A 22,630-nucleotide genomic window follows, 5' to 3' on the forward strand; every position below is an offset into this window, starting at 1 on the left:
GCCTCAACTGCCTATTGGCGGATCTCGTAGATGAGGCAAGCCTGCGCAGTGATGCCGGCCTTGTCCGGCGTGTTGGGCAGTTCCAGCGCATCGAGGTCATCTGCAGTGATGGCCTCGGCCCCCGGGCCTTGCGGCGACGGTGGGGGTGGAGGCGGCGGGGGCGGTGAGGAGCTTCGCATATAGGACGTGGCCCCGACAGAGCCGCTCCATTCACCAAGGCAGGGCCCGGCGCCTTCCTGGATGACAAGCAGCCGCCCCAGCGCCACGCCAGCGGCCTCTGCCATCAGCTGCGCGCGCTCTCGCGCATCGACAATGGCGGCCCGGTAGGCGGCCTGAAGGATGTCGGTATCGCGCTGCAGGCTGTTGTTGAAATAGCTGGAGGTTTCAGGCCCGACAGCCAGCGCCGCGGCGCGGGTGCGGCTCGCCTTGGAAAGGTCCTTCACGCCGACGGAATAGAGGACGCTCGCCTCATAGGCGCGGATATTGTCGGCCGAATAATCGGTGACCAGGTTGCCCTCATCATCTTCGACCTGATTGTAGATGGCCGAGACGCTGACGCGGCTCTCAATCGTCAAATCATCACCAGCGACCCCCTCCATGGCCTGATAGGCGCGCTTGGCCCGCGCCGTGGCCAGCCTTGTTGCTTCGGCAGAGGTGCGGGCGGTGTTCTTGAACCCGACAGAGAAATTGGAACGGTTGGGATCGACTTGAAGCTCTGCGCGCCCGACCGCCTCGATGACCGGGCTCTCGATCCAGTAAGGCTTGCTGAACGTCGCCGCCTCCTGACCAAAGGCCGGTGCCACCAGCGCAAAGACTGCGAGTGCCGGAAGTGTCTGACGCATTGGATGTCCCCCTCTGAACGCCAATAGGGTTTGCATAAAGCACACCGGCTCGCCAGAGGATTCTTCGCGGCGATTTCGGGAACCTTGGCTCAGCCGAACGGCGCGTCGATCGATTTCGAGAACGGGCTGAACAGCTTTGGACCGTCTTCCGTCATATAGAGGCAGTCTTCCAGCCGCACGCCAAACTCTCCAAAAATATAGATGCCCGGCTCGTTGGAGAAACACATGCCGGGGGCGAGCGGCGTGTCTTCGCCTTCGACGAAATTTACTGGTTCATGCCCATCAAGGCCGATACCGTGACCAAGCCTGTGAGAGAGACCCGGCGTCCGATAGCGAGGGCCATAGCCCTTCTGCTCATAGAAGGCGCGCACCGTCTCATCGATGAGGCCCGCCCGCACGCCGAGCTGCGCGGTTTCCAGCGCCAACTCCTGACCTTCCTTCACCGTATTCCAGACCTCGCGCTGCTTCGCGGTCGGCTCACCGAACACCCAGGTGCGCGAAATGTCGGACTCGTAGTCATGCACGCCGCAGCCGCAATCCATCAAGATGACAGAGCCCTCGCGCACCGTCTGCGGACTACGCGTGCCATGCGGATAGGCGCTCGCTTCATTCAGCAGCACCATGGAGAACTCAACCGCGCCGCCAAGCTGGCGGGTCGCATCGCTCATCATGGCGGAGATGTCGCCCTGGCTCATGCCAAGCTCAACGCGAGGATAGATGTATTTATAGGCCGTCAGCGTGATGTCGTTCGCCGTTTGCATCAGCGCGATCTCTGCGGGCGACTTGAACATGCGCACACCGCGCGTCACACTCATGCCGGAGACGAGGTCGAATGAGGGCGCGGCCTGCGCGATGCCGTTCGAGACAAAGTGCCGGACGGTTTCCTCGATCGCGACCTTGCCATCCTCATAGCCCCAGTCGCGGAGCGTAGCCGCAACCAGCGCGAACGGGTTCTCATTCTCGTGCCAGGTGCGCACTTCTACATCGGCCTTCACTGTCTCGCGGACAGACGGCTCCTCGAAGTAAGGCGTGATGACGACCGGCATGCCCTCTTGCGGGATGATGACGCCGGTGAAGCGCTCCGAGCGCCACCACTGCAGGCCCGTGAAATAGACAAGCCCCGATCCTGCCTCGATAATCAGCGCCTTCACGCCCTGCGCCTGCATGAGGCTCTGGGCTTTCGCGATGCGGGCTTCGTGCTCTGCCTTACTGATCGGCTCTGCGCCGTCTGCCATGCTCTGGAGCGTACCGGCTTCAGGCTTCTGCGCGCGGGCTGCACCACTGCTCGCCGCCAGAATCAGGCCGGCCGCGCCGCCTCTCTTCAACAGATCGCGTTTCGTCAGCATGTGCAGTCCTCCCGGCGTTTCTCTACCGGGCCGCACTCTGACGGCGCGCGCCTATTTGTCCAGACACCACCGCATGATTGCCTTCTGCGCGTGCAGGCGGTTTTCGGCCTCCTCGAAGACAAGTGAGTTTGGCCCGTCAATTACTTCGCTGTCGACTTCTTCCCCGCGATGGGCAGGCAGGCAGTGCAGGAATTTTGCGCCCGGCTGGGCCAAATCCATAAGCTCCTCAGTGACGGCAAACGGCTCAAGCTCTTCGAGACGCTCATCGGCATCCGTGTCGCCCATGGACACGAAGGTGTCGGCAATCACGACATCTGCGCCAGCGACGGCATCCTCGGCGTTGCTGTAAAGCTCTACCCGGCCCTGCATCTCACGCGCGAGCTCGATATCATCGTCATCCGGCACATAGCGGTCAGGTGTGCCGACAGCGAGCGTAAAGCCGAACTTCGGCGCAGCATGGATAAAGGATGAGCAGACATTATTGCCATCACCCACCCAGGCGAGACGCGCGCCCTTCAGGTCCAGTCCGTTCTCCTCGAGCGTCAGCAGGTCGGCCATGATCTGACAGGGATGCGAGCGGTTGGTCAGGCCGTTGATGACTGGCACACTGGCGGCATCCGCGAAGTCTTCGACATCGCCATGATCATTGGCACGGATCATCACCATGTCGACATAGCGTGACAGGACGCGGGCCGTGTCGCCAATGCTCTCACCCCGGCCAAGCTGCATATCGGCGGAGTTCACGACGATGGACGTGCCACCAAGCTGACGAATGCCCACGTCAAAGCTTGTGCGTGTCCGGGTCGAGGACTTCTCGAAGATCATTGCCAGGATGTGCCCATCCAGCGGGGCGCCTTCGTCGATACGGCCTTTCGGCCAGCCTTTACGGGCCGACTTCATCGTATGGGCCAGATTGAGTATCTCGCGAAGCTCGCTGGCTTCAAGCTGCCAGATATCTAGGAAATGCCTGATCGCCATGGCCTGCCTGCCTTCCACTTTGCGCCCGGTGCGCCTAAATTCGAAGCGCGCGCTGTAGAGCAAAACAGCACGGGATGCAAAAACTACCGTTTTTCAGCTCGTCTCCTGGAACGAATTCGCACACCAGACGATTTCATACCTTTGGCGCCGCACACTTCTGGCTTGTGACGTAGATATACGTTCAATATGTGCCTGACTACCGCGACGACTGGGACAGGGGGCCAGCGGACAGATGATGAGCTTGAGGCGACGCCTTCGAGAACAAACCCGTGATGCTCACACGTCCGTCGACGCCCTGTTCGGACAGCATGATATCGCGACCCGCGAAGGCCTCTCCATCGCCCTTCAGGCCCACGCGGTCGCCCTGAGCCGCAGCCTGACCGCCCTGTCCGGCCGCCAGACATTCAGCTATGCACGCACATTGCGTGTGATGCTCGCTGCGATTGAAGCTGACCTTGCCACCCTTCGAGTTAATTCGCCGAGCGCTGATCAGGTAGAGGTGAAAGACAATGACATTCACCCACTCGGGCTGATGTATGTTATCGCGGGTTCACGTCTTGGTGCCCGAATACTCCTCTCCGATATCGAAGCATCCAGTGATCCAGATGTCGCTTCCGCGACCCGCTATTTTTCCTGCCCCGAGAGTGACGAGATGTGGAAAAACGTCAGCACGACGCTCAAGCTGTGGGCAGGCAGCGAAGATGAAGAAAACAGGATAATCGCTTCGGCTCAGATGGCTTTTCTGTGGTTTGAGACAGCGCACCGTTCAGTTCAGAAAGCCGGTATCCCCGCATGACCAAGAATACCGTGTCGCCCGACACGAAGATTGACCTCACCAATTGTGACCGTGAGCCCATCCATATTCTGGGCCACGTGCAGCAATTCGGCTGCCTCATCGCCGTCAATTCAGACTGGCTGATCCAGCACGTTTCGCTGAACGTCGCTGACTATCTGTCGAAAGACCCCGAAGCGCTCATTGGTGAGCCCCTCAAGGACATTATCGCGCCGGGTGCCTTGCAGACGATCCGCAGCCGTGTGCAGCGCCTCGAAGGCGACGACGCCGTTGAGCGTCTCTTTGGTCTGGATTTGTTGGCTGGCTCTGCAGAGAAGTTCAACGCCGCCGTCCACATATCGGGCCAATCGGTCATTATCGAGATCGAACCCCAGCGCGCCGAGATAACCTCGGACTACACCTCCTATGTTCGCCCGATGGTCGACCGCGTGCGCAAGGCGAAGACAGTGCCTGAGCTCTGCAAGATTGCGGCGCGCCAGATGAAGGCGCTGACCGGCTTTGACCGTGTGATGGTCTACCGCTTTGGGGCAGACCAGTCCGGCGAGGTCATTGCGGAAGCTGTGAGCCCCAATGTGGATTCCTTCCTCGGCCTTCATTACCCGGCCACCGACATTCCCCAGCAGGCACGCGAGCTTTATCGCCGCAACCTGCTTCGCATAATCTCGAATGTGCGCGAAAGCGTCTCGCCGATCATCCCCGAGCGCAGCCCTGAAGGCCAGCCGCTCGATCTGTCCATGAGCGGCCTGCGGGCGGTTTCGCCGATCCATATCGAATATCTGAAAAATATGGGCGTGGACGCGTCCCTATCGGTGTCGATCCTGCACCGCGAAAATCTCTGGGGCCTCTTTGCCTGCCACCACTATGAGCCGCGCGTCCTCTCCTATGAAATCCGTTCGGCCGCAGAGCTGTTCGCGCAACTCTTCAGCTTCGTACTGGGCCAGCTCCTTGCAGACGAAGCGAGTGAACACACACGCCGCGTCCAGGTGCTCCATGACAGGCTGATGGCCCAGCTTGCAGGTGGCCAGTCGGTGCGCGAGCACTTCCAGACGATTGCCGGAGCATTGAGTTCGGTCATCCCGAACGATGGCATCGCAGCCTATGTGGACGGAGAGTTCGTCACGCTCGGTACGACGCCGACACGCGACGAGGTCATGGGTATCATACGCTTTCTGAACACGACGGCTGGCGGGCGCGCCTATGCCACCGAAGAACTGGGCGCAGTTCACCCTCCCGCACAGGATTATGTCGCACGCGCTGCGGGACTTCTTGCAGTGCCCGTATCACGCCGCCCGCGCGATTACGTCGTCCTCTTCCGGCAGGAATTTACCCGCAAGGTGAACTGGGCCGGCAACCCGGAAAAGCCTGTAGCATTCGGTCCGAATGGCGCACGCCTGACGCCGCGAAAGAGTTTTGAAACCTGGCAGCAGACTGTCACAGGCCAGTCGATGCCGTGGCTGAAGTCCGAGATCGGGGCTGCAGAGCAGCTGCGTGTGACCCTGCTCGAAGTTGTCCTGCGCATGTCTGATGAAGCCAATCAGGAACGTACGCGCGCGAATGAGCGTCAGGAACTGCTCATCGCCGAGCTTAACCACCGTGTCCGCAATATTCTGAACCTGATCCGCGGCCTCGTTGGGCAGAGCTCTCGTGAAGCCGGCTCTGTGGAGGAACTCAGCAATATTATCGGCAACCGCGTTCATGCACTTGCTCGCGCTCACGATCAGCTGACTGAAGACAATTGGGGGCCTGCCTCCCTGCAGGGGCTGATCCGCACGGAAACGGAAGCCTATCTTGGAAACAAGGCGTCTCGCGTTCGTGTCAAAGGTCCCGATGTCCTCCTCATGCCGAACGCCTTTAGCACGATGTCCCTGGTCCTGCACGAACTCACGACCAATTCCGCCAAGTATGGCGCGCTGGCTGATTCCGAAGGTGAAATCATCATGGAAGTGAAGCCCGGCGCCGAGGACGAACTTGTTCTTGAGTGGCGCGAGCGCGGCGGCCCAGCCGTTCAGGCACCGACCCGCCAGGGTTTTGGCACAACGATCATTACCCGGTCGATCCCACATGAGCTCGGCGGCACCAGCGATGTCCGCTACGCATTTACGGGTCTTGAGGCCGATTTTGTCATTCCCGCAAAGCACGTCTCGAAATTTGTCGATACAGCCTACGCCCCGACGACCAGCACGCCGCTGTCGCCGGCCCGACAGGACCCGGAATCCGGGCTCGACGGCCCTGTCCTTCTGGTCGAGGACAACATGATCATCGCGCTCGACGCCGAAGACGTTCTCATGGATGCCGGCGCCGACAGCGTTGCGGTCTGCTCTTCTGTCCGTGAAGCGCGTCAGGCCATGGCAGCGACGCAGTTCCGGATTGCCCTCCTGGACGTCAATCTCGGAAATGAGACGAGCGAACCCGTCGCGCATGATCTTCAGGAAGCTGGTACGCCCTTCATATTTGCAACCGGCTATGGCGACTCCAGCGTGCTCTCGTCGAAGTTCCCCTCCGTTCCGGTGCTCAAGAAACCGTACAATCAGGCGGACTTGCTTGCGGCCATCAGCAAAGCTCTCTCCGAGGACTGAGCCGGACGACGCTTTCTTGCCTTTAGGTCCGCCAGACGTACAGTCGGAACGATGACAACTGCACTCGTTCCAACAGGTGTGCCCGCACTGCCAGACAAGCCCGCTGATGGGCCCATGCTTATCGGCTGCATTCTGGATGGCCGCGGCGGCGCGACAGAAATCGACTGGCAGACCGCGCGGAGCTGGGCACCCTCAAGGTCTGGTGAGGTTCTCTGGCTGCATCTCGACCGCATGTATGAGGATCTCGACGACTGGCTGATCGAGTCGCTGAACCTTTGCGAAGCGACGGCCGAACTCCTCCTCTCGAACGAAACCCGTCCGCGCGCCTTCCGTGAACGTGACAGCCTGATCACCGTGCTGCGCGGCATCAACTTCAATCCGGGCGCAGAGCCTGAGGACATGATCGCCATGCAGATCTGGAGTGATGGCCAGCGGCTGATCACTCTGCGACGCAGGCGCCTTCAGACGCCGCGCGATGTGCATCAGGAACTGATGGCTGGTCGCGGCCCCTGCTCGGCCGGCGACCTATTCACGACGCTTGCCGAACAGCTCGTTATCAAGATGAATTACTCCATCGTCGACATGAATGACCGCATCGATGAGATGGAGGAAGATGACGACACGGATGTTGACGAGCTCCTGTCGGAAATCGCCACGATCCGGCGCAACTGCCTGGCATTGAAACGCTACATGTCGCCTCAACATGAAGCGATGCTGGCGATCCAGAAAACGCCGCCGCCCTGGCTGTCGGAAGACAATCTTACAGATATCAGGGAGAGCGGCGAACGCCTCAAACGTTATCTCGAAGACCTTGATGTTTCTAAGGAAAGCGCCATCGTGCTGCAGGATGATCTCAACAACCGCGCACAGGCCAAGATGAACCAGACGATGTACATGCTGTCCATCGTCGCGGCGATCTTTCTGCCGCTCGGCTTTCTGACCGGTCTTCTCGGGATCAATGTGGGCGGCATGCCCGGCGTCGATTCCTCCAACGCCTTCTGGATCACCTGCAGTGCGCTGGTCATCCTGATGGGCTTTCAGTTCTTCATATTCAGGAAACTCAAATGGCTCTGATGACGGTTGCCCCCTTCCTCGGCCGGCAGGCTACACCGGGTGAACAGTCTGTGCAGGACGGTTCCGGCGACCAGGCTGGCAGGGAGAGCAATGGCTTCGTCGAAGCCAATATAGAATGGGACGACATCCGCGAAGGTGCCGTGTCGACCTTTCAGTCATTTCAGGACAGCTTCATCTCTTGGGGCTCGCTGTGGCAGCTTCTGGCCGTACTGGCAGCGCTTGGCCTTGGCTTTGTCGCATCCCGCTATCCGGCTAAACGCCTTCGCGCATGGGCTGAGGCGCGCGAAACGCGTGACGTACTGACAAGGCTCGCCCACTCTGTTGCGAAGATTGTCTGGCCCGCTTTCACGGTTGTCGGCCTCTGGATTGCGACTGCCGTTTTTGAGGCGGTCGGCTTTCCGAACGAAGGGCTACGCGTCGCGGCCAGCCTGATGAATGCCTGGATTGTAGTGCGCTTTGTGACGGCCAATATGCAGCCTGGCTTCTGGCAGACCGCCATTGCCGTCATCGCCTGGACGGTGGCTGCCCTCTACATTCTCCACCTGCTGGACCCTGTCGTCGACGCGCTGAATGCCGCCGCCTTCACTGTTGCAGGGGTCAAAGTAACCTTGCTGCGCGTCATCACGAGCATCTTCATCGCTGTCGTTGCCCTATGGCTCGGGCGTATCGCCGGCGATGCCGCGCAGTCTCAGCTTAAATCCAACAAGTCGCTCAACCCGTCCATGGCAGGCCTTCTGGGGCAGGTCCTGAAAGTCGGCTTCATGGCGGCCGCGATCATCGTCGCCATGTCGACGCTGGGCATCAATCTCACCGCGCTGACCGTATTTGGCGGCGCCCTCGGTGTCGGTATCGGTTTTGGCCTTCAGTCGATCTTTTCGAACTTCATATCCGGCATCATCATTCTCTTCGAGCGCTCTGTTAAGGTTGGAGATTTCATTGAACTCCAATCCGGCGTGACCGGCCTGGTCAAGGAGATCAACATCCGTTCGACGCTGGTCACGACGAATGACAATGTCGATATTCTCGTTCCCAATGAAGAGTTCATCAAGGCGCAGGTTATCAACTGGACCCTGCGCGACGCGCGCCGGCGTATGCGGATCGGTTTCGGTGTCGCCTATGGCACTGACAAGGAGCTGGTGAAGAAGGCCGCGCTCGAGGCTGCGGAAGCAGTGCCCTGGACCTTCAGCGGCATCCCGGGCCGTGAGCCGCAAGTATGGCTCGTCGGTTTCGGCGACTCCAGCCTCGATTTCGAACTCGTTGTCTGGCTGACCGAAGAGGCGGTGAAAAAGCCATCCCGCGTAAAGGCCGATTATAACTGGGAGCTGCACACAGCCCTCTACAAATACGAGATCGAGATCCCCTTCCCGCAGCGCGATATCAATTTCCGCAATGTTGGCGAGTTTGCCATGCTCAAGGACGGCGCAAAGGTCTCCGATAGCGGTCCGAAACCTGCCCCGGCACCGGCGAGCCCGACGCCTTCCACCAAGGAAGAGCCGACGGGTGGCTCGTCTTCCCTGCCAGACAGCGACGATGGTGATGGAGATGCTGGCGACTAGCGCTTAAGCCAGTCCTTTGCGGCCTGAAGCGCAAGGTCTGGACCTGCGCCATTGTCAGCAACCACAGCGTATGGTGGGTGCCAGGCGTGCCGCTCCATGCCCTTGATATGATAGAGGTTATAGCTCGGCAGGCGCACCGACCAGCCGCTGGCGGGTAGCTTAAAACCCTCAACCCCGCCGGCCAGTGCCGCCATCGGCGACCCGAAGACGCGTGCCCGGCGAAGACTGTCAAAGCCGATAGCCAGCCCCTCGCCCATACTGCCTGTCCAGCGCCCGGCGAGCACGGCCACCCGGCCTTTGACCCGCCAAGGGCCTCGCGACGCCACACGGCGGACAGCTTCGCCTTCCCAGCGCGGACCGGCCTTCTGATAGGGTTTTACGCCGCGAATGAAGCGGCCGAGCACAGGTTCGGCAACGCCTGTATTGCCGCCGCCCGGCGTACTGCGAAGGTCGATCACCCAGCCTGAAGCGCCTTTCAGTTCTTCAAGCGCCGCATCAAATGCGGCCACCGCCGCGTCATCGCCAAGCGAGTCCTCGATCCTGATATAGCCAATATTGCCTTCAAGGCGCTGATAGGTGACCAGTTCGCCGGACGGCTCAGGCATTGGCTCATTGAGGAGCAGATTGAGCTCCGTCCCGCCTCTTTCGACGGTGACACCGCGCATCTGGCCGCGATATCCCGCCGCCTGGGCATTCAAAGCCCAGACAAGCCGCGCTTCGCTGACCGCGTTTCGGCCATGTCTGATGCGGTCGCTGGCAGCACTGAGTACCGGAATGCCGTTCATCGCCACGACCCGGTCACCGACGGCAAGCCCGGCCTCGGCGGCGCCAGAGCCAGGTCGGACGGCCGTGACAACAGCGTTTCCACCTATAAAATCAATCCAGTAATCGCTGTCGGACGGCACCAGCCGCGGTGATGTCGGCGAATTGACGTCCAGCGACACATGGTTGTCACAAAGCTGGTCCAGCATGCTTTCGAGCAGTTTGAGGTGGCCAGCAGGCGTCGCGGCAGCGTCTGTCCGAGCCGTCACTTTTGCGCTCTCGCAGGTCGCGTCCCAGACATCCTCGCGCGGCGCGAAGTAGACATAGTGCTCACGCACGAGCGCGCAAAGTGCGTCGACATCGCGTTCCGCGTCGCTTCTCTCTGCCGTCGGAAAGTCTTGCGTCTGTCCTGCAGACGATTGGGCAAATCCATGGTGCACTGACGGTGCAGCCACGGTGCATAGCGAGGCCATCAAAGCGGCCCGAAAAATACTTGCGAAATTCGTCACCAGGCAGTTCTCGCCTAACCGGTATGCCGCGTCTATCGGCTCAACTGCGTCTGAAGCGAATACTCTTGCCGAGGACGAAACCGATCACGACGCAGAAGAAGATCAAGAGTACCCGGCGCGTCTCGAAACCGAAGCCCAGAAAGTTCACGCTGATAAGCTCCATGTTCTGAAGCGCGAAGATGATGATCAGCGCGACAAGAATAATGGCGAGCCAGTTTTTCGGATTCTTCAGCATGTCACGTCCCTCCAGATTTTGGCTTCAACCGATACTGACCCTGGGGCGAGCTGCGTCAAGGGGACGCCGGAACGGGTCTTGATGGCCGGAGTTGTTAGGCTGATGGTTGGTTCGGAAATACTCTACAAGATCAGGAACGCCCCGTTTTACAAGCGTTGGGGGCATCCTGTCGTAAACGTTGTGACGCGCACATTTGCGCGGATTGGCGACGATGATGTGGCGCTGGTTTCAGGCGGCGTCGCTTTCTACGCGTTCTTGTCCGTCTTTCCGGCCGTTGCTTGCGCGCTGATGGTCTGGGGGCTTTTCACGAGCTCAGCCGACTTGCGCGACTATTTCGAGATCATGCAGACTTTTCTGCCCGAAGAAGCCTACAGGCTGATCACGGCGCAGATGATCCGCATCGCGGAGTCGCAGTCGTCGGGCCTGTCATGGGGCGCGCTTGTCTCTCTTGTCATTGCGCTCTGGTCAGCGTCGCGGGGCGCAAATGCCCTCCTCCTTGCGATCGCGGTGACCTATGACCGGCCTGCCAAGCGCGGCTTCCTGCAACAGAACCTGCTGGCGCTCGGCTTTACAGCTGGTGCTATCGTCTTTGCGATCATATCACTGGCCGCGATTGGTGCGGTGCCGCCCATTATCGAAGCGCTGCAGCTCGGCGCGTTTCTTGATGCGCTGCTACGCATTATTCGCTGGCTCGGCCTGATCAGCCTCTTCCTGCTTGGCATCTATGCCTTCATGAGAACGGCCCGCCCGCACACAGTTCGCTCACATGAAAGCCGCGCCCGCCCAATCCTGCCCGGCGCAATCGTCGCCGGGATTATCTGGCTTCTGGCGTCGGTCGCCTTTTCTTTCTATCTCAGCGCCTTCGCGGATTATAACGAGACGTTCGGTTCGCTCGGCGCAGTGGCGGCCCTTCTGATGTGGCTATGGCTCTCATCCTTTGCGATCTGCGCAGGCGCTGAAGTTAACGGCGTTATCAGCCGCCGGGAACGGGGCCTCACGACTAAAACGGCCAAGCAGAAGGCCGAGCACACTGAAAAGCCGAGGCGTTTCAGGCGCCAGAAGAAGGCCGACTGAACCCTGCGTCATGGCTTGCCGCACTGGTTAGCGCCGATAGTCTCCTGTGTCTGAGAAGACATACACGCCTGAGGAGACGCGCCATGAAACTCTACAATTCTGTCGGACCCAACCCGCACGTCGTACGCATGTTCATGGCAGAGCGCGGGATCGATATTCCGAAGGAGGAGATCGACATCATGGCCGGCGCGAACCGCCAGCCGGACTATCTGGAGAAGAATCCTCACGGCCAGTCACCAGCGCTGGTGCTTGATGACGGCGCGCTCATTACCGAGATCACGGCGATTTGCGAGTATCTGGACGAAACCAGCCCCGGCGACAGCCTGATCGGCGCGACGCCCGAAGAACGCGCCCAGACCCGCCGCTGGACACGCTGGGTCGATCTGAAGATCGTTGAGCCCATGACGACCGCCTTTCGCGGCGCCGAAGGCCTCCCGATGTTCAAGGACCGTGTGCGCTGTCTGCCAGAGGCTGCCGAAGGCCTGAAAGCCTTCACGCAAGACAATATCGCCTTTCTCGACAAGCAGATAGCTGACCGCGACTATGTCGCCGGTGACAAGTTCACCCTCGCCGACATCCTGCTCTTCTGCTTCCTCGCCTTTGGCGAACAGGTCGGCCAGCCCCTGAACCGCGATTTCAAGAATGTCGCTGCCTGGTTCGACAAGGTGTCGAAACGCGAATGCGCGGCGGCTTAGCGCCGCTACAGCACAGCGCTGCAGATGAACGTATTGCCAGAAAGATGCATCACTCTCGATGGGCCGCAAGGCTCATCTGAGAGTCCATCTCCTGAACTCGAACGTGGTGTTTGCAGCGATGACAGGAGATGGACCCTCAGACCGCTTCGCGGTCGAGGGTGACGCAGGTAACTAGCGCACCAGATCAAACCAGAGGTCACGCCAGTCAGGATTTTGCGCTTCGATCAGATTGATCTTGTTCTGCCGGCGATACGTTTTAATCGATTTCTCACGATAGATGGCTTGCGAGACGAGGTCGTGAACCTCGTACCAAACGAGGTGTTTGCATCCATATCGCTTTGTGAACCCTCCGATGTGACCATCGCGGTGTTCGCCAATGCGTCTTACCAAGTCCGATGTCACGCCAGTATAGAGCGTGCCGTTGCGTCGATTGGCCAGCATGTAGACGGCAGTTACCCTATACCAACTTGCCACTCTGTCCCTCCCGCCAACTGGGCGTCACCCTCGACCGCGAAGCGGTCTGAGGGTCCAGCTTCTGAGGCATCTATATGATTGAAACGGTTGCGGGCTCTGATTCTAATAGAACGAGTTTCCTTCGCCCTGGGCGCCGGAAATAAAGACCGGGAGATGGGCCTCCAGATGGCTGCGCCATCGGGGGTGACGGCAATCTGGAGCGTGGTCCCAGACCTGCTTCTACCCTTCAGCCTCGACCATGGATTCCTCATCGCAGAGGGCGATGATGCGGTTCAGCTTTTCGGTGAATTGCAGAAGCGCCTCTGCGCCGAACTCCTGTTCGATGCGGCGGTTTATGGCGATGGGCTGGTTGACCGCGCGATCGATCGCCGCCTGGCCCTGTTCAGTCAGCTTGAGGACGAAGGCGCGGCTGTCGCTCTCGCTTCGCGTCTTTTCCAGCATGCCCATACCAATCAGGCGGCGCACCATTGCCGTAATGGCAGAGTCATTGAGGCGAAGGTCCCGAGCGAGGCTTGTCTGGTTAAGCGCCTTTGCCGAGGCCACCCGCGTCAGCACGCCAAGCTGCGGCGCTGTCAGGCCTGCCGTCTCTACCAGCTGGCGATCGGCGACCTTGCGATAGAGCTGAGCAGCGATCTGCAAGCGCGAGTAAATTCGCGGGTTTCGTGTGTCGTGCGTCATTCCTGCCCCTTGCGAGTCCTCGCCTTGGAAGATATACTTCACTAGTGAAACAATCAACTGTCCGGGCCAGCCGGGCAGCCAGCCACCACCAACACGCGATCTTCGGGAGGATCACCAAATGGATACCGCAACACTCGGTACAGTAAATGTACGCGACGAGCTCAATGACCTGCGCATGTCTGAAAAGTCGGTGCCGCTCTATGAGCACGTCAAACGCTTCATCAAGGAAGAAGTCGAGCCGATGAGCGTCAAGTTCCACGAACTTGGCGAAGGTCGCGCGGACCGCTTTTCCTATGTCCCCGGCCAGCTTGAGCTGCTCGACGCGGTCAAGCAGAAAGCCAAGGATCAGGGCCTCTGGAACTTCTTCCTGCCTGACGCTGAAACTGGCGAAGGCCTGCCAAACCTCGACTATGCGTACATCGCAGCCGAGCTTGGCAAGAACTCGCTCGCATCAGAGTGCATGAACTGCGCCGCACCGGACACTGGCAACATGGAAGTGCTGGAACGCGTCGGCACGAAGGAGCAGAAAGAGAAGTGGCTGAAGCCCCTGCTCGCCGGCGAAATCCGCTCCGCCTTCGCCATGACAGAGCCGTACACTGCCTGTTCGGACGCGCGGAACGTCCGCACCCAAGCCGTTCTGAAGAATGGCGAATGGGTCATCAATGGCGAGAAGTACTATGCCTCTGGTGCCGGCGACCCGCGCTGCAAGATCATGATCGTCATGGTGCAGACCGATCCGGACGGCCAGAGCCACGAGCAGCAGTCGCAAATCCTCGTCCCGATGGACACGCCAGGCGTCGAGGTCCTCGGCCCGATGCATGTCTTCGGCAAGGATGACGCACCGCACGGCCACATGCATATCCGCTTCACGGATGTGAAGGTGCCTGAAGAGAACATCCTGCTCGGCGTTGGCCGCGGCTTCGAAATCTCCCAGCTGCGCCTCGGCCCAGGCCGCATCCACCACTGCATGCGCTCCATCGGCGCTGCCGAAAAGGCGCTGGACCTGATGCTGGAGCGCGGCATGAGCCGTGATGCCTTCGGTCAGCCACTGATCAAGCTCGGCGGCAACCAGGAGAAGGTCTCGCGCGCCCGCATCGAAATTGAAGCCTGCCGCCTGATGGTGCTGAAAGCTGCGAAGGCGATGGACGTCCTCGGCAACAAGGAAGCGCGCGTCTGGATTTCCATGGTCAAGGCGATGGTGCCGGAGAAGGTCTGCAAGATCATCGACGACGCCATCCAGATGCACGGCGCGACCGGTGTTTCCCAGTGGACGCCGCTGGCCGACATGTACACCAGCCAGCGTACGCTCCGTCTCGCAGACGGCCCTGACGAAGTGCACCACATGGTCGTCGGCCGCGCCGAAATCGGCCGCATGGGCATGAAGGGCATGACCAAGAAGTAGGTCTTGCCTGAACCAGACATGAGAAAGCCGGCCTTTCGGGGCCGGCTTTTTTAGTGCGTGATCAGGTCTGTGGTGCTGCCCCACCCGACCCTCCCCAAGGGGGAGGAGGAAGGCGTTTCGCCAAGATTGACTGTCTACATGAGGTCTACGCGATTAGCGCCCCCTCCCCTCTGGGGAGGGTTGGGGTGGGGCATAGCGCAGCGTAAGCTCATAAAGTATCCGTTCGGCCACCCCGCCGGCATCTTCCCAGACTTCCGAATTCCAGAAACGTAACGTCTCAAATCCGAGCTTTTGAAGCGCCGCATCGCGGGCACAATCGGAACCCGGCAGATGTGTGTCGCCGTCAATCTCGATGACGAGATTCGCGCGGTGCGAGAGAAAATCGGCAAACCAGCCGCCGATCGGTGCCTGACGTCTCAGATGGAATGGTTTGAACGGTTCGGTACGCAGGATCGCCCAGAGCTTTCGCTCTGGAGGCGTCATGTCGCGTCGCAGCTGACGGGCGCGGCGGGTCTGCGTGCGTGTCGCCATGACAGAACATATAAAGAACAACGAAGTCGTGTAAAGGCCCCACCCCGACCCTCCCCAAGGGGGAGGGGGAAGGCGTTGCGCCAAGATTGACTGTCTACATTATGTCTACGCGGTTAGCGCCCCCTCCCCTCTGGGGAGGGTCGGGGTGGGGCTTCTACCCCTCCATCTCCCACTCGCTCAATGCTTCATCCATGACGCTGACGGCCTTACGGACATCGCCATCCTCGATGATGAGCGGCGGCGCGAGACGCAGGACATTGTTGCCAGCAACGCCGACCAGAAGGCCTTTTTCGCGGCAGGCATTCTGAACAGGCTTTGGCGCAGATTTCAGCTTGAGGCCGGTGAGGAGGCCCTTGCCGGTGACACCGTCGACCTTGTCGGCATGGCTGTCGGCGAGGGATTTGAGGCCCTGGCTGACTGTTCCTGCCACGCGGCGGACCTCGGCCAGGAACTCTTCATCCGAGATGATATCCCAGACGGCATTGCCGACGGCCATGGCGAGCGGGTTGCCGCCATAGGTCGAGCCGTGGGAGCCGGGCTGCATTGGCAGGCCAACCTCTTCGGTCATCAGGCAGGCGCCGAACGGGAAGCCGCCACCAACACCCTTTGCGACGCACATGATGTCTGGCTGGGCGTTCTCGGCCCACTCATGGGCAAAGAGCTTGCCCGTCCGGCCCATGCCGCACTGAACCTCGTCATAGATGAGCAGCGTGCCGGTCTCGTCGCACAGCTTGCGCAGGCCCGTGAGGCATTCTTCAGGCATGGCGCGCACGCCGCCTTCGCCCTGCACAGGCTCCACGAAGACCGCGCAGGTCTTGTCGGTCACCGCTTCTTTCAGGGCCTCATGGTCGCCCCATTCGAGCTGGCGGAAGCCTTCAATGGCCGGGCCAAAGCCTTCGAGGTATTTCGGGTTGCCGCCGGCATTGATCGCACCGAGTGAGCGGCCATGAAAGGCGCCCGTGAAGGTGATGAACTCGATGCGGTCATCATTGCCCTTGGACCAGTGATACTTGCGCGCCGCTTTCAGGGCGCACTCGACCGCTTCGGTGCCGGAATTGGTGAAGAAGACGCGGTCCGCAAAGGTGCGCGCGCACATCTTGTCGGCCAGTTCCTCGCCTGCGCGCACGCGGAACATGTTGGAGAGGTGCCAGAGATTTCCGGCCTGTTCCTGAAGGACTTCGACCAGCTTAGGATGCGAGTGGCCAAGCGAGCTGACCGCGATACCGGCCACAAAGTCGAGATAGCTGTCGCCTTCCTCAGTGATGAGGTTCACACCCTCGCCTCGCACGAACACCTCCGATGGCGGGGCGTAGACGGGCATGATGTGGGCGCGCGGATCTGACATTGTTCTCAAGCTCCTAAAGGGTTCAGGACTGCGTTAGCCTTGGGGATGGCTGGGGCTGATTCCAAAGTCAACACATGGGCACTTGAGGGGCTGAAGGCGAGCCTCGAACTGGCAAACACGGAAAGTTGCAAATGCAACTCTGCATGCAAGCCATGTCGCTTGTGCTGTGGTCAATCCCGGCGCGCGCCATTAAATGCGCCGCTTCCGCTCTCCGAATGGGCTGGATTAAGAATATTTCATAATGTTTTTCGATAATCGCTTGACGTTTATCGATAAGGCATATATTGAAAAACAATAATAACAAAACCCGGCTGGTAGCAAACCCTGACGCCCTGACCCTGAGCCGCCAGCCGGGCCCTTCAAAAATCGGAAGTGACTTACCAAGGCCCCATCGGGGCCTTTTTCTTTTGGCGGACGTTTTATTTCTCTGACAGGTTTCGAGCAAGCTCGCGCATTACCGACGCGAGCGCCTGCAAGCGCGCGCTGAGCGGTCTGCTGCGCCGCTGGACGAGCCAGAGCTCATGATGGATTTGCCGAGGCAGACTTGCGACGGCCAGTCGTTCTGGTTGCCTGAACGCGTCGACGCCGCTTCTCGGCAGCAGCGTGTAGCCGGCGCCGTCGGCCACGGGAGCCGGGATCTGGCTCATCTGGTTGAGGTAGCCTCGCAGACGGAGGCGGTCAGCGCCCTGAAACTCATCAGGGAAATTAAGCGAGAAGAGATCGTTGGCGTATGCGAAGCCATCAGGGTGAGCAATGAAGCCGCGCGCCTCAAGGCCTGCGAACGTCACCCCCTCGGGCATGTCAGCCGCCGGCAGGATGAGACAGAGCTCTTCTCGGCCGATGAGATTGGCGGACAGCCGCGGATGGTCTGGATCATGACTTAACAGGCCCAGATCAAACTGCCCGTCCAGTACGCCGGTCAGCACCGTTGCTTCCGGCGCCGCGTGGAGATGTATTTCCAGCTCATGAGAGGCCTGCATCAATGGTGCGAGCTTTGGATAGAGCATCATGGCAAATCCGCCTGAGCAGGCGAGGTGCGCCGCACCCTTTCCCGGATCATCCGCTTCAATCATCTCTCTGAGTTGGCGTTCTTCTCGGCGCCGCTGCTGACCAAGGGCAAACACGGCCTCACCTGCGGGTGTCAGGGAAAACGTCTTTCCGTGCTGGGCGATGAGAGACTGCCCCATCTGGTGTTCAAGCTTGCGGAGTTGCTGGGAGACGCCCGGCTGCGTCATCGCCAGCTTCCGGGCCGCCTGCGTGAAGTGACCGGTTTCACAGAGCACGGTGAAGGTTTCGAGCCAGGTCGCATTCAGCATGATAATATCATTGTGTTATGATTATTATTTGTAATGATAATTTTTAATTTTGAATAAGCAAGGCCATCTCCTGCACTGACGCCAATCACAGGAGATACCAAATGACGACACCCCGTTCCTTTTCCCATATCGGCCTGTCCGTCCCGGACCTTGATGCCGCAGTCAAATTCTATTCCGAAGTCCTTGGACTTTACGTGATCATGCCGCCGACGACGGTGACTGAAGACGAGAGCGCCGTCAGCATCATGTGCTCGGACGTGTTTGGGCCAGGCTGGGAAAGCCTGCGCATCGCTCACCTTTCAACGGCTGACCGTATCGGTATCGAAATCTTCGAATTCCCGGGCAATTACTCGCCAGAAGACAAGCTTGAGCACAAGCGTCATGGCACGTTCCACTTCTGTATCCAGGACCCTGATGTCGAAGGGCTAGTCGAGAAGATCGTGGCAGCCGGTGGCCGTCAGCGCATGCCAATCCGCGAATACTATCCCGGCGAAAAGCCATATCGAATGGTCTATGTCGAAGATCCGTTCGGTATCGTCTTCGAAATCTACAGCCACAGCTATGAGCTGACTTATTCGTCAGGCGCTTATACGTCCTGACAGGTCAGTGCGATGTGGAGTGGACGCTGCAGAATACGCATAAAAAAAGGCGCGGCTTGTGGCCGCGCCCGTAAAAAGTATTGCAGCGTTTCCTCCCAGAAACTTGCCTTATCTGAATGCTAAGTTTCTGTGACAGAGTCAAGCACGTGTCGAAAATTGGGCAATGAATGCCTCATAGGAAGGCGTCGCCTGGGAAAATATGAAGTCTGATTTGAGGATCGAGACAGAATTCACTCCAGATTCAGTGAGTTTGCGGGCATTTTCCACCGCTTTCCCGGATGGGCTGAGAAAGGAATTGGCGGAGATCTCAGTGAGGCCGAGCTCTGCGCGCAGTGATTCCTCGACTTTACCGCCAACGACCAAAAGGCTTGTCGCGTCTGCCGATTCGACCGCTTCGATCGAGGCGAGCAGTTTCTGGAGCACCTCTTTCGCCCCACCAGACCAGTCCGCGCGAAGCGAGCCAGCCAGCGCGGCGCGGCTTTTCAGGATCACGCCATCATCGAGAACCTTGAGGCTGTTGGCCCGCAGCGTCGTGCCGGTGGAAGTGATGTCGACGATGACTTCGGCCTGGCCGGAAGCCGGGGCGGCCTCTGTCGCGCCCGCGCTTTCGATGAGGCGATATTCACCTACAGACTTCTGCGCGAAATAGTTTCGCGTCAGGCGGAGATACTTTGTGGCGACTTTCATGCGGCGGCCATGACGCTGGCGGAAACGGGCGCCAGCAGCTTCGAGGTCGGCCATCGTGTTCACATCGAGCCAGGCCGAAGGCACGGCAACGACCACATCGGCCCCGCCAAATTCCAGCCGCTTGATGACAGATGCGTCGCGGGCAAGGTCTGCTGAAAGGTCGTTGAGGAGGTCCTCACCGGTCACACCGATATGGAATGAGCCGTCGATCAAGCCCTGCGCAATCTCACGCGCGGAGAGGAGAAGTACATCGGCATCCGGCAGGCCTTTCAGCTCTGCGGTATAGCCGCGGTCGCCGCCGGACTGGCGCAGCTTGAAGCCCGCGCGGGCAAGCCAGTTCTCGGCATTGTCCTTGAGGCGGCCCTTGGACGGGATAGCGAGTTTGAGCCGGGTCATACGGTGGCTTCCTTTGTCAGGCGATCTGGACGGACGACGCCGCCAATACCGGTCGCTTCGACCTTGCCGCCCGAGAGGCGTGCCAGGAGCGTGTCATAGCGTCCCCCTGCCCCGAATGGGCGGCGGCCGTCGGCTTCGCCGGGATGAAACAGCTCAAACAGGAAGCCGTCATAGTAGTTGAAGCGGCGGCCGAATGGGGTACCGAAACGCGCATCGGTCATGAAAGCGGGCGCAAGCTCGCTCATCCGGTCGGTCCGCGTCTGCAGCCGGTCGAGGACCGGGTCGAGGCCTTCAAGGCCTGCCTGACGGGAGATGGCGAGCAGCTTGTCAGCCGCCTGCGCGGGCGGGCAATTTACAGCCATGACAGCTTCAAGCGTCCGGCGCGCAGTATCGGGCGCGGCGCCATGTTCGGCGTCGGCTGCCTGTGCCAGAAGGCCTTCGACGATCTCATCAAGCGTGCGGTGGCCCTGCGGCTGTATGCCAGCGAGCGCGAAGATGTCGGCAACGATGGCTTTCGCCTCATCCGGGCGCGCGCCCTTTAGCCGGGCGGCAAGGCCGTGGACAGGCTCAGAGCCGCCGGAGTTCAGGAGCGCGGAAACACCGCCTGCCTGACGGAAGGCCCGCTTCAGCGCATCGGCAAGACCCGGCGCAAGGCCGAGCGCATCGACGAAAGCCGGGAAGACGGCGAGATCACCCATGCGCGCTTCGCAAGCGGCGACGCCAGCTGTGCCCGCTGCCTCACAAACGAGCGCGAAGGTTTCAGCGTCGGTGTCTGCATTGGACGGCGCGCCATAGCGCTCAAACCCGACCTGCGTAAACTCCAGCGCATCGCCAGGCACGACTGGCAGGCGGAAAGCGCGCGCGGCATAGCGTTTGACCGTTTCACCGTGGATGCCCTCATCGGCCTGCGCCAATGCGACAGGCAGGGTGAGGTCAGGACGCAGCGCGCATTCCTCGCCCAGCTCATTCACGAAAACGCAAAGGCGTGCGCGGACGGCTTCGCCCGAAAGCTCCAGTGGCTGGCTGGCTGGCATGGTGATTGGTGGATCGACAATGTCCCCGCCAAGGCGGGCGAAAATATCAGCTGGTGTGCTCATTCCGACGCCTCGACGATTTCGCGGATACGGGCGACCATTTCGCTGCGCGGGGCTTCGAACTGACCGGGGCGGGCTTCGCGGTATTCCTCATTGGACTTGATCGCGGCGGCCTGTTTGGCGCCCTCTTTCAGATCCTTGATGGTAACGACGCCCTTGGCGATCTCATCCTCACCGACCATGACGGCGACGGGCGCGCCGCGCCGGTCTGCATACTTCATCTGAGGGCGCATGCCGGAGCTGCCCATATAGGCCTCAGCGCGGATACCAGCGGCGCGTAGCTCGGTCGCGAGTTTCAACGCCTCGGTCGGGTCGTCCCGGTTCATGTTGAGGATGACGACAGGGCCGTTCAGCGTCTCGATCTCTCCAGAGATGGCAAAGGCTGTCGCGAGGCGCGAGATACCAACGGAGAAGCCCGTCGCAGGCACTTTCTCGCCTGTGAAGCGGGCGACGAGATCGTCATAGCGACCGCCGCCACCAACAGAGCCGATGCGGACGGTGTTGCCATCCTCATCGACCGTCTCACGCAGCAGCTCAGCCTCAAAGACAGGGCCGGTATAGTATTCAAGCCCGCGCACGACGGACGGGTCGAACAGAACGTCCGTGTCAGGACAATTGAAGGCTTCAAGCCCGCGCGCAATTGCGGTGAGTTCGGCAAGGCCCGCCTCAGCCTCTTCACCGGTGCCCACAGCGCGGCCAAGCGCTTCAAGCGTTTCGTCGCGTGTCGGACGACCGGCTTTCGCGAACGCCATCACGCGGTCAATCTCTGACGTGCCGAGCCCTGCCCCCTTGGTGAAGTCGCCGCTTTCATCTTCACGGCCCGGGCCGAGCAGGAGTTTGACGCCCTCCTCGCCAAGCCGGTCCAGCTTGTCGAGCGCGCGGAGGATGGTGAGGCGGGCCGTGTCGCTATTGGCACCAACGCCCTCGAGGACCGCATTCAGAAGGCGGCGCGTGTTCACGCGGACGGCAAACTCACCGTCGCCTGCACCCGCCGCGCGCATCGCCTCGGCCGCCATGGCGACCATTTCAGCATCTGCGTGTGCGCCCGCCGCGCCAACCGTATCGGCGTCACATTGCAGGAATTCACGGAAACGGCCCGGGCCCGGCTTTTCATTGCGCCAGACGGGCCCGGCCGCATAGCGGCGGAACGGCTTTGGCAAAGTCTGCCAGTTCTCGGCGGCAAAACGGGCGAGCGGTGCGGTCAAATCATAGCGCAGCGAGATCCACTGCTCGTCATCGTCCTTCATGGAAAAGACACCCGCATTCGGGCGGTCATCGTCCGGCAGGAACTTGCCGAGGGCGTCTGCATATTCCCAAGCGCCGGTATCAAGCGCCTCGAACCCCCAGCGGCGATAGACCGATGTGACGCGGTCGATCATCTCGGCCTGGGCATGGATCAGCGCCTCGCGGCGGTCAGGAAAGCCGCGCGGCTTTCGCGCGAGGTCCTTGCCGCTTTTCGGGGCGTCGGCGTCCTGTTTCTTCTTGGCCATATTGGAGGTCCTGTCTGGTCGTGCGCGCTCCGCTTAGACGAAGCCGGGATAAGAGTGAAGCAGACGCGGGCAACAAGACGCGGGACCGGAGCTATCCGTCTGCGGGCCTCTGGCGGTTCAATGTCGAAAGATGAACACTGTAAGAGAGGCGCAGCCGGACCGGTTCGCGCCTTATGCG

Annotated in this window: 21 protein-coding genes; 8 read left to right on the forward strand and 13 right to left on the reverse strand. The window is 60.4% G+C overall.

The features are described 5' to 3' along the window. Window positions 1-11: 11 nt before the first annotated feature. From O4G74_RS08145 to argF, 3 genes are all read right to left on the reverse strand, one after another. Window positions 12-842, reverse strand: coding sequence for an SIMPL domain-containing protein (locus O4G74_RS08145; RefSeq protein ID WP_269402139.1), 831 nt, complete (start codon window positions 840-842; stop codon window positions 12-14). An 89-nt stretch (window positions 843-931) separates the two neighbouring features. Then, complete coding sequence (locus O4G74_RS08150) at window positions 932-2,188, reverse strand: M24 family metallopeptidase (RefSeq protein WP_269402140.1); 1,257 nt, start codon at window positions 2,186-2,188, stop codon at window positions 932-934. A gap of 51 nt (window positions 2,189-2,239) precedes the next feature. Beyond that, entirely contained in the window at window positions 2,240-3,166 is a 927-nt protein-coding gene (gene argF, locus O4G74_RS08155; protein WP_269402141.1) for an ornithine carbamoyltransferase, read from the reverse strand. Between the two features lie 232 nt (window positions 3,167-3,398). On the opposite strand from argF, the gene O4G74_RS08160 reads away from it, so the two are divergent. Genes O4G74_RS08160 through O4G74_RS08175 form a run of 4 tightly spaced genes read left to right on the forward strand, consistent with a single transcriptional unit; the run spans window position 3,399 to window position 9,165 of the window. Continuing rightward, window positions 3,399-3,962, forward strand: a complete 564-nt coding sequence (locus O4G74_RS08160; protein ID WP_269402142.1) for a biliverdin-producing heme oxygenase — start codon at window positions 3,399-3,401, stop codon at window positions 3,960-3,962. Further along, the gene (locus O4G74_RS08165) at window positions 3,959-6,535 is read left to right on the forward strand and encodes an HWE histidine kinase domain-containing protein (protein ID WP_269402143.1); all 2,577 of its coding nucleotides are present in this window, start codon (window positions 3,959-3,961) and stop codon (window positions 6,533-6,535) included. Before O4G74_RS08160 ends, O4G74_RS08165 begins: the two co-directional genes overlap by 4 nt. A gap of 51 nt (window positions 6,536-6,586) precedes the next feature. Continuing rightward, window positions 6,587-7,609 carry a zinc transporter ZntB gene (locus tag O4G74_RS08170; RefSeq protein WP_269402144.1) on the forward strand — a complete coding sequence of 341 codons (1,023 nt, stop codon included), beginning with the start codon at window positions 6,587-6,589 and terminating at the stop codon, window positions 7,607-7,609. Beyond that, entirely contained in the window at window positions 7,600-9,165 is a 1,566-nt protein-coding gene (locus O4G74_RS08175) for a mechanosensitive ion channel family protein (protein WP_269402145.1), read from the forward strand. Before O4G74_RS08170 ends, O4G74_RS08175 begins: the two co-directional genes overlap by 10 nt. On the opposite strand, the gene O4G74_RS08180 is transcribed toward O4G74_RS08175, so the two are convergent. After that, window positions 9,162-10,382 carry a S41 family peptidase gene (locus O4G74_RS08180; RefSeq protein WP_269402146.1) on the reverse strand — a complete coding sequence of 407 codons (1,221 nt, stop codon included), beginning with the start codon at window positions 10,380-10,382 and terminating at the stop codon, window positions 9,162-9,164. The two genes, O4G74_RS08175 and O4G74_RS08180, sit on opposite strands and share 4 nt — an antisense overlap. A 94-nt stretch (window positions 10,383-10,476) precedes the next feature. Beyond that, entirely contained in the window at window positions 10,477-10,671 is a 195-nt protein-coding gene (locus tag O4G74_RS08185) for a LapA family protein (protein WP_269402147.1), read from the reverse strand. Between the two features lie 81 nt (window positions 10,672-10,752). On the opposite strand from O4G74_RS08185, the gene O4G74_RS08190 reads away from it, so the two are divergent. Both O4G74_RS08190 and O4G74_RS08195 read left to right on the forward strand, forming a co-directional pair. After that, window positions 10,753-11,745 carry a YihY/virulence factor BrkB family protein gene (locus O4G74_RS08190; protein ID WP_269402148.1) on the forward strand — a complete coding sequence of 331 codons (993 nt, stop codon included), beginning with the start codon at window positions 10,753-10,755 and terminating at the stop codon, window positions 11,743-11,745. Window positions 11,746-11,828: 83 nt separating this feature from the next. Beyond that, window positions 11,829-12,440 carry a glutathione S-transferase family protein gene (locus tag O4G74_RS08195; RefSeq protein WP_269402149.1) on the forward strand — a complete coding sequence of 204 codons (612 nt, stop codon included), beginning with the start codon at window positions 11,829-11,831 and terminating at the stop codon, window positions 12,438-12,440. Between the two features lie 171 nt (window positions 12,441-12,611). Here the strand turns inward: O4G74_RS08195 and O4G74_RS08200 are convergent, their stop codons facing one another. Both O4G74_RS08200 and O4G74_RS08205 read right to left on the reverse strand, forming a co-directional pair. Continuing rightward, on the reverse strand, window positions 12,612-12,881 hold the full coding sequence (locus O4G74_RS08200) for a GIY-YIG nuclease family protein (RefSeq protein ID WP_419715378.1): 270 nt from the start codon (window positions 12,879-12,881) through the stop codon (window positions 12,612-12,614). Window positions 12,882-13,133: 252 nt separating this feature from the next. After that, window positions 13,134-13,592, reverse strand: coding sequence for a MarR family winged helix-turn-helix transcriptional regulator (locus O4G74_RS08205; protein ID WP_269402151.1), 459 nt, complete (start codon window positions 13,590-13,592; stop codon window positions 13,134-13,136). A 118-nt stretch (window positions 13,593-13,710) separates the two neighbouring features. Here O4G74_RS08205 and O4G74_RS08210 point away from each other — a divergent pair, with 118 nt between their 5' ends. Continuing rightward, the gene (locus tag O4G74_RS08210; RefSeq protein ID WP_269402152.1) at window positions 13,711-14,994 is read left to right on the forward strand and encodes an acyl-CoA dehydrogenase family protein; all 1,284 of its coding nucleotides are present in this window, start codon (window positions 13,711-13,713) and stop codon (window positions 14,992-14,994) included. A gap of 153 nt (window positions 14,995-15,147) precedes the next feature. Here the strand turns inward: O4G74_RS08210 and O4G74_RS08215 are convergent, their stop codons facing one another. From O4G74_RS08215 to O4G74_RS08225, 3 genes are all read right to left on the reverse strand, one after another. Further along, window positions 15,148-15,525 (reverse strand): endonuclease domain-containing protein, encoded by a 378-nt coding sequence (locus tag O4G74_RS08215; protein ID WP_269402153.1) that lies wholly within the window; start codon window positions 15,523-15,525, stop codon window positions 15,148-15,150. Between the two features lie 154 nt (window positions 15,526-15,679). Continuing rightward, complete coding sequence (locus O4G74_RS08220; protein ID WP_269402154.1) at window positions 15,680-16,870, reverse strand: aspartate aminotransferase family protein; 1,191 nt, start codon at window positions 16,868-16,870, stop codon at window positions 15,680-15,682. A 419-nt stretch (window positions 16,871-17,289) separates the two neighbouring features. Then, complete coding sequence (locus O4G74_RS08225) at window positions 17,290-18,186, reverse strand: LysR family transcriptional regulator (protein ID WP_269402155.1); 897 nt, start codon at window positions 18,184-18,186, stop codon at window positions 17,290-17,292. Between the two features lie 101 nt (window positions 18,187-18,287). Here O4G74_RS08225 and O4G74_RS08230 point away from each other — a divergent pair, with 101 nt between their 5' ends. After that, window positions 18,288-18,785 (forward strand): lactoylglutathione lyase family protein, encoded by a 498-nt coding sequence (locus O4G74_RS08230; protein WP_269402156.1) that lies wholly within the window; start codon window positions 18,288-18,290, stop codon window positions 18,783-18,785. 138 nt (window positions 18,786-18,923) lie between these two features. On the opposite strand, the gene hisG is transcribed toward O4G74_RS08230, so the two are convergent. From hisG to hisS, 3 genes are read right to left on the reverse strand one after another with little or no spacing between them, the layout of a single operon-like run. Further along, a complete protein-coding gene (gene hisG, locus O4G74_RS08235) occupies window positions 18,924-19,868 on the reverse strand; it encodes an ATP phosphoribosyltransferase (protein WP_269402157.1) in 945 nt (314 codons plus the stop codon). Beyond that, a complete protein-coding gene (locus tag O4G74_RS08240) occupies window positions 19,865-20,965 on the reverse strand; it encodes an ATP phosphoribosyltransferase regulatory subunit (RefSeq protein ID WP_269402158.1) in 1,101 nt (366 codons plus the stop codon). The genes hisG and O4G74_RS08240 overlap by 4 nt, the downstream gene beginning before the upstream one ends. After that, window positions 20,962-22,452 carry a histidine--tRNA ligase gene (hisS, locus tag O4G74_RS08245; protein WP_269402159.1) on the reverse strand — a complete coding sequence of 497 codons (1,491 nt, stop codon included), beginning with the start codon at window positions 22,450-22,452 and terminating at the stop codon, window positions 20,962-20,964. The genes O4G74_RS08240 and hisS overlap by 4 nt, the downstream gene beginning before the upstream one ends. Window positions 22,453-22,630 lie beyond the last annotated feature (178 nt).

It is taken from the genome of Henriciella marina, from assembly GCF_027213945.1.
Taxonomy (GTDB): Bacteria; Pseudomonadota; Alphaproteobacteria; order Caulobacterales; family Hyphomonadaceae; genus Henriciella; species Henriciella marina_A.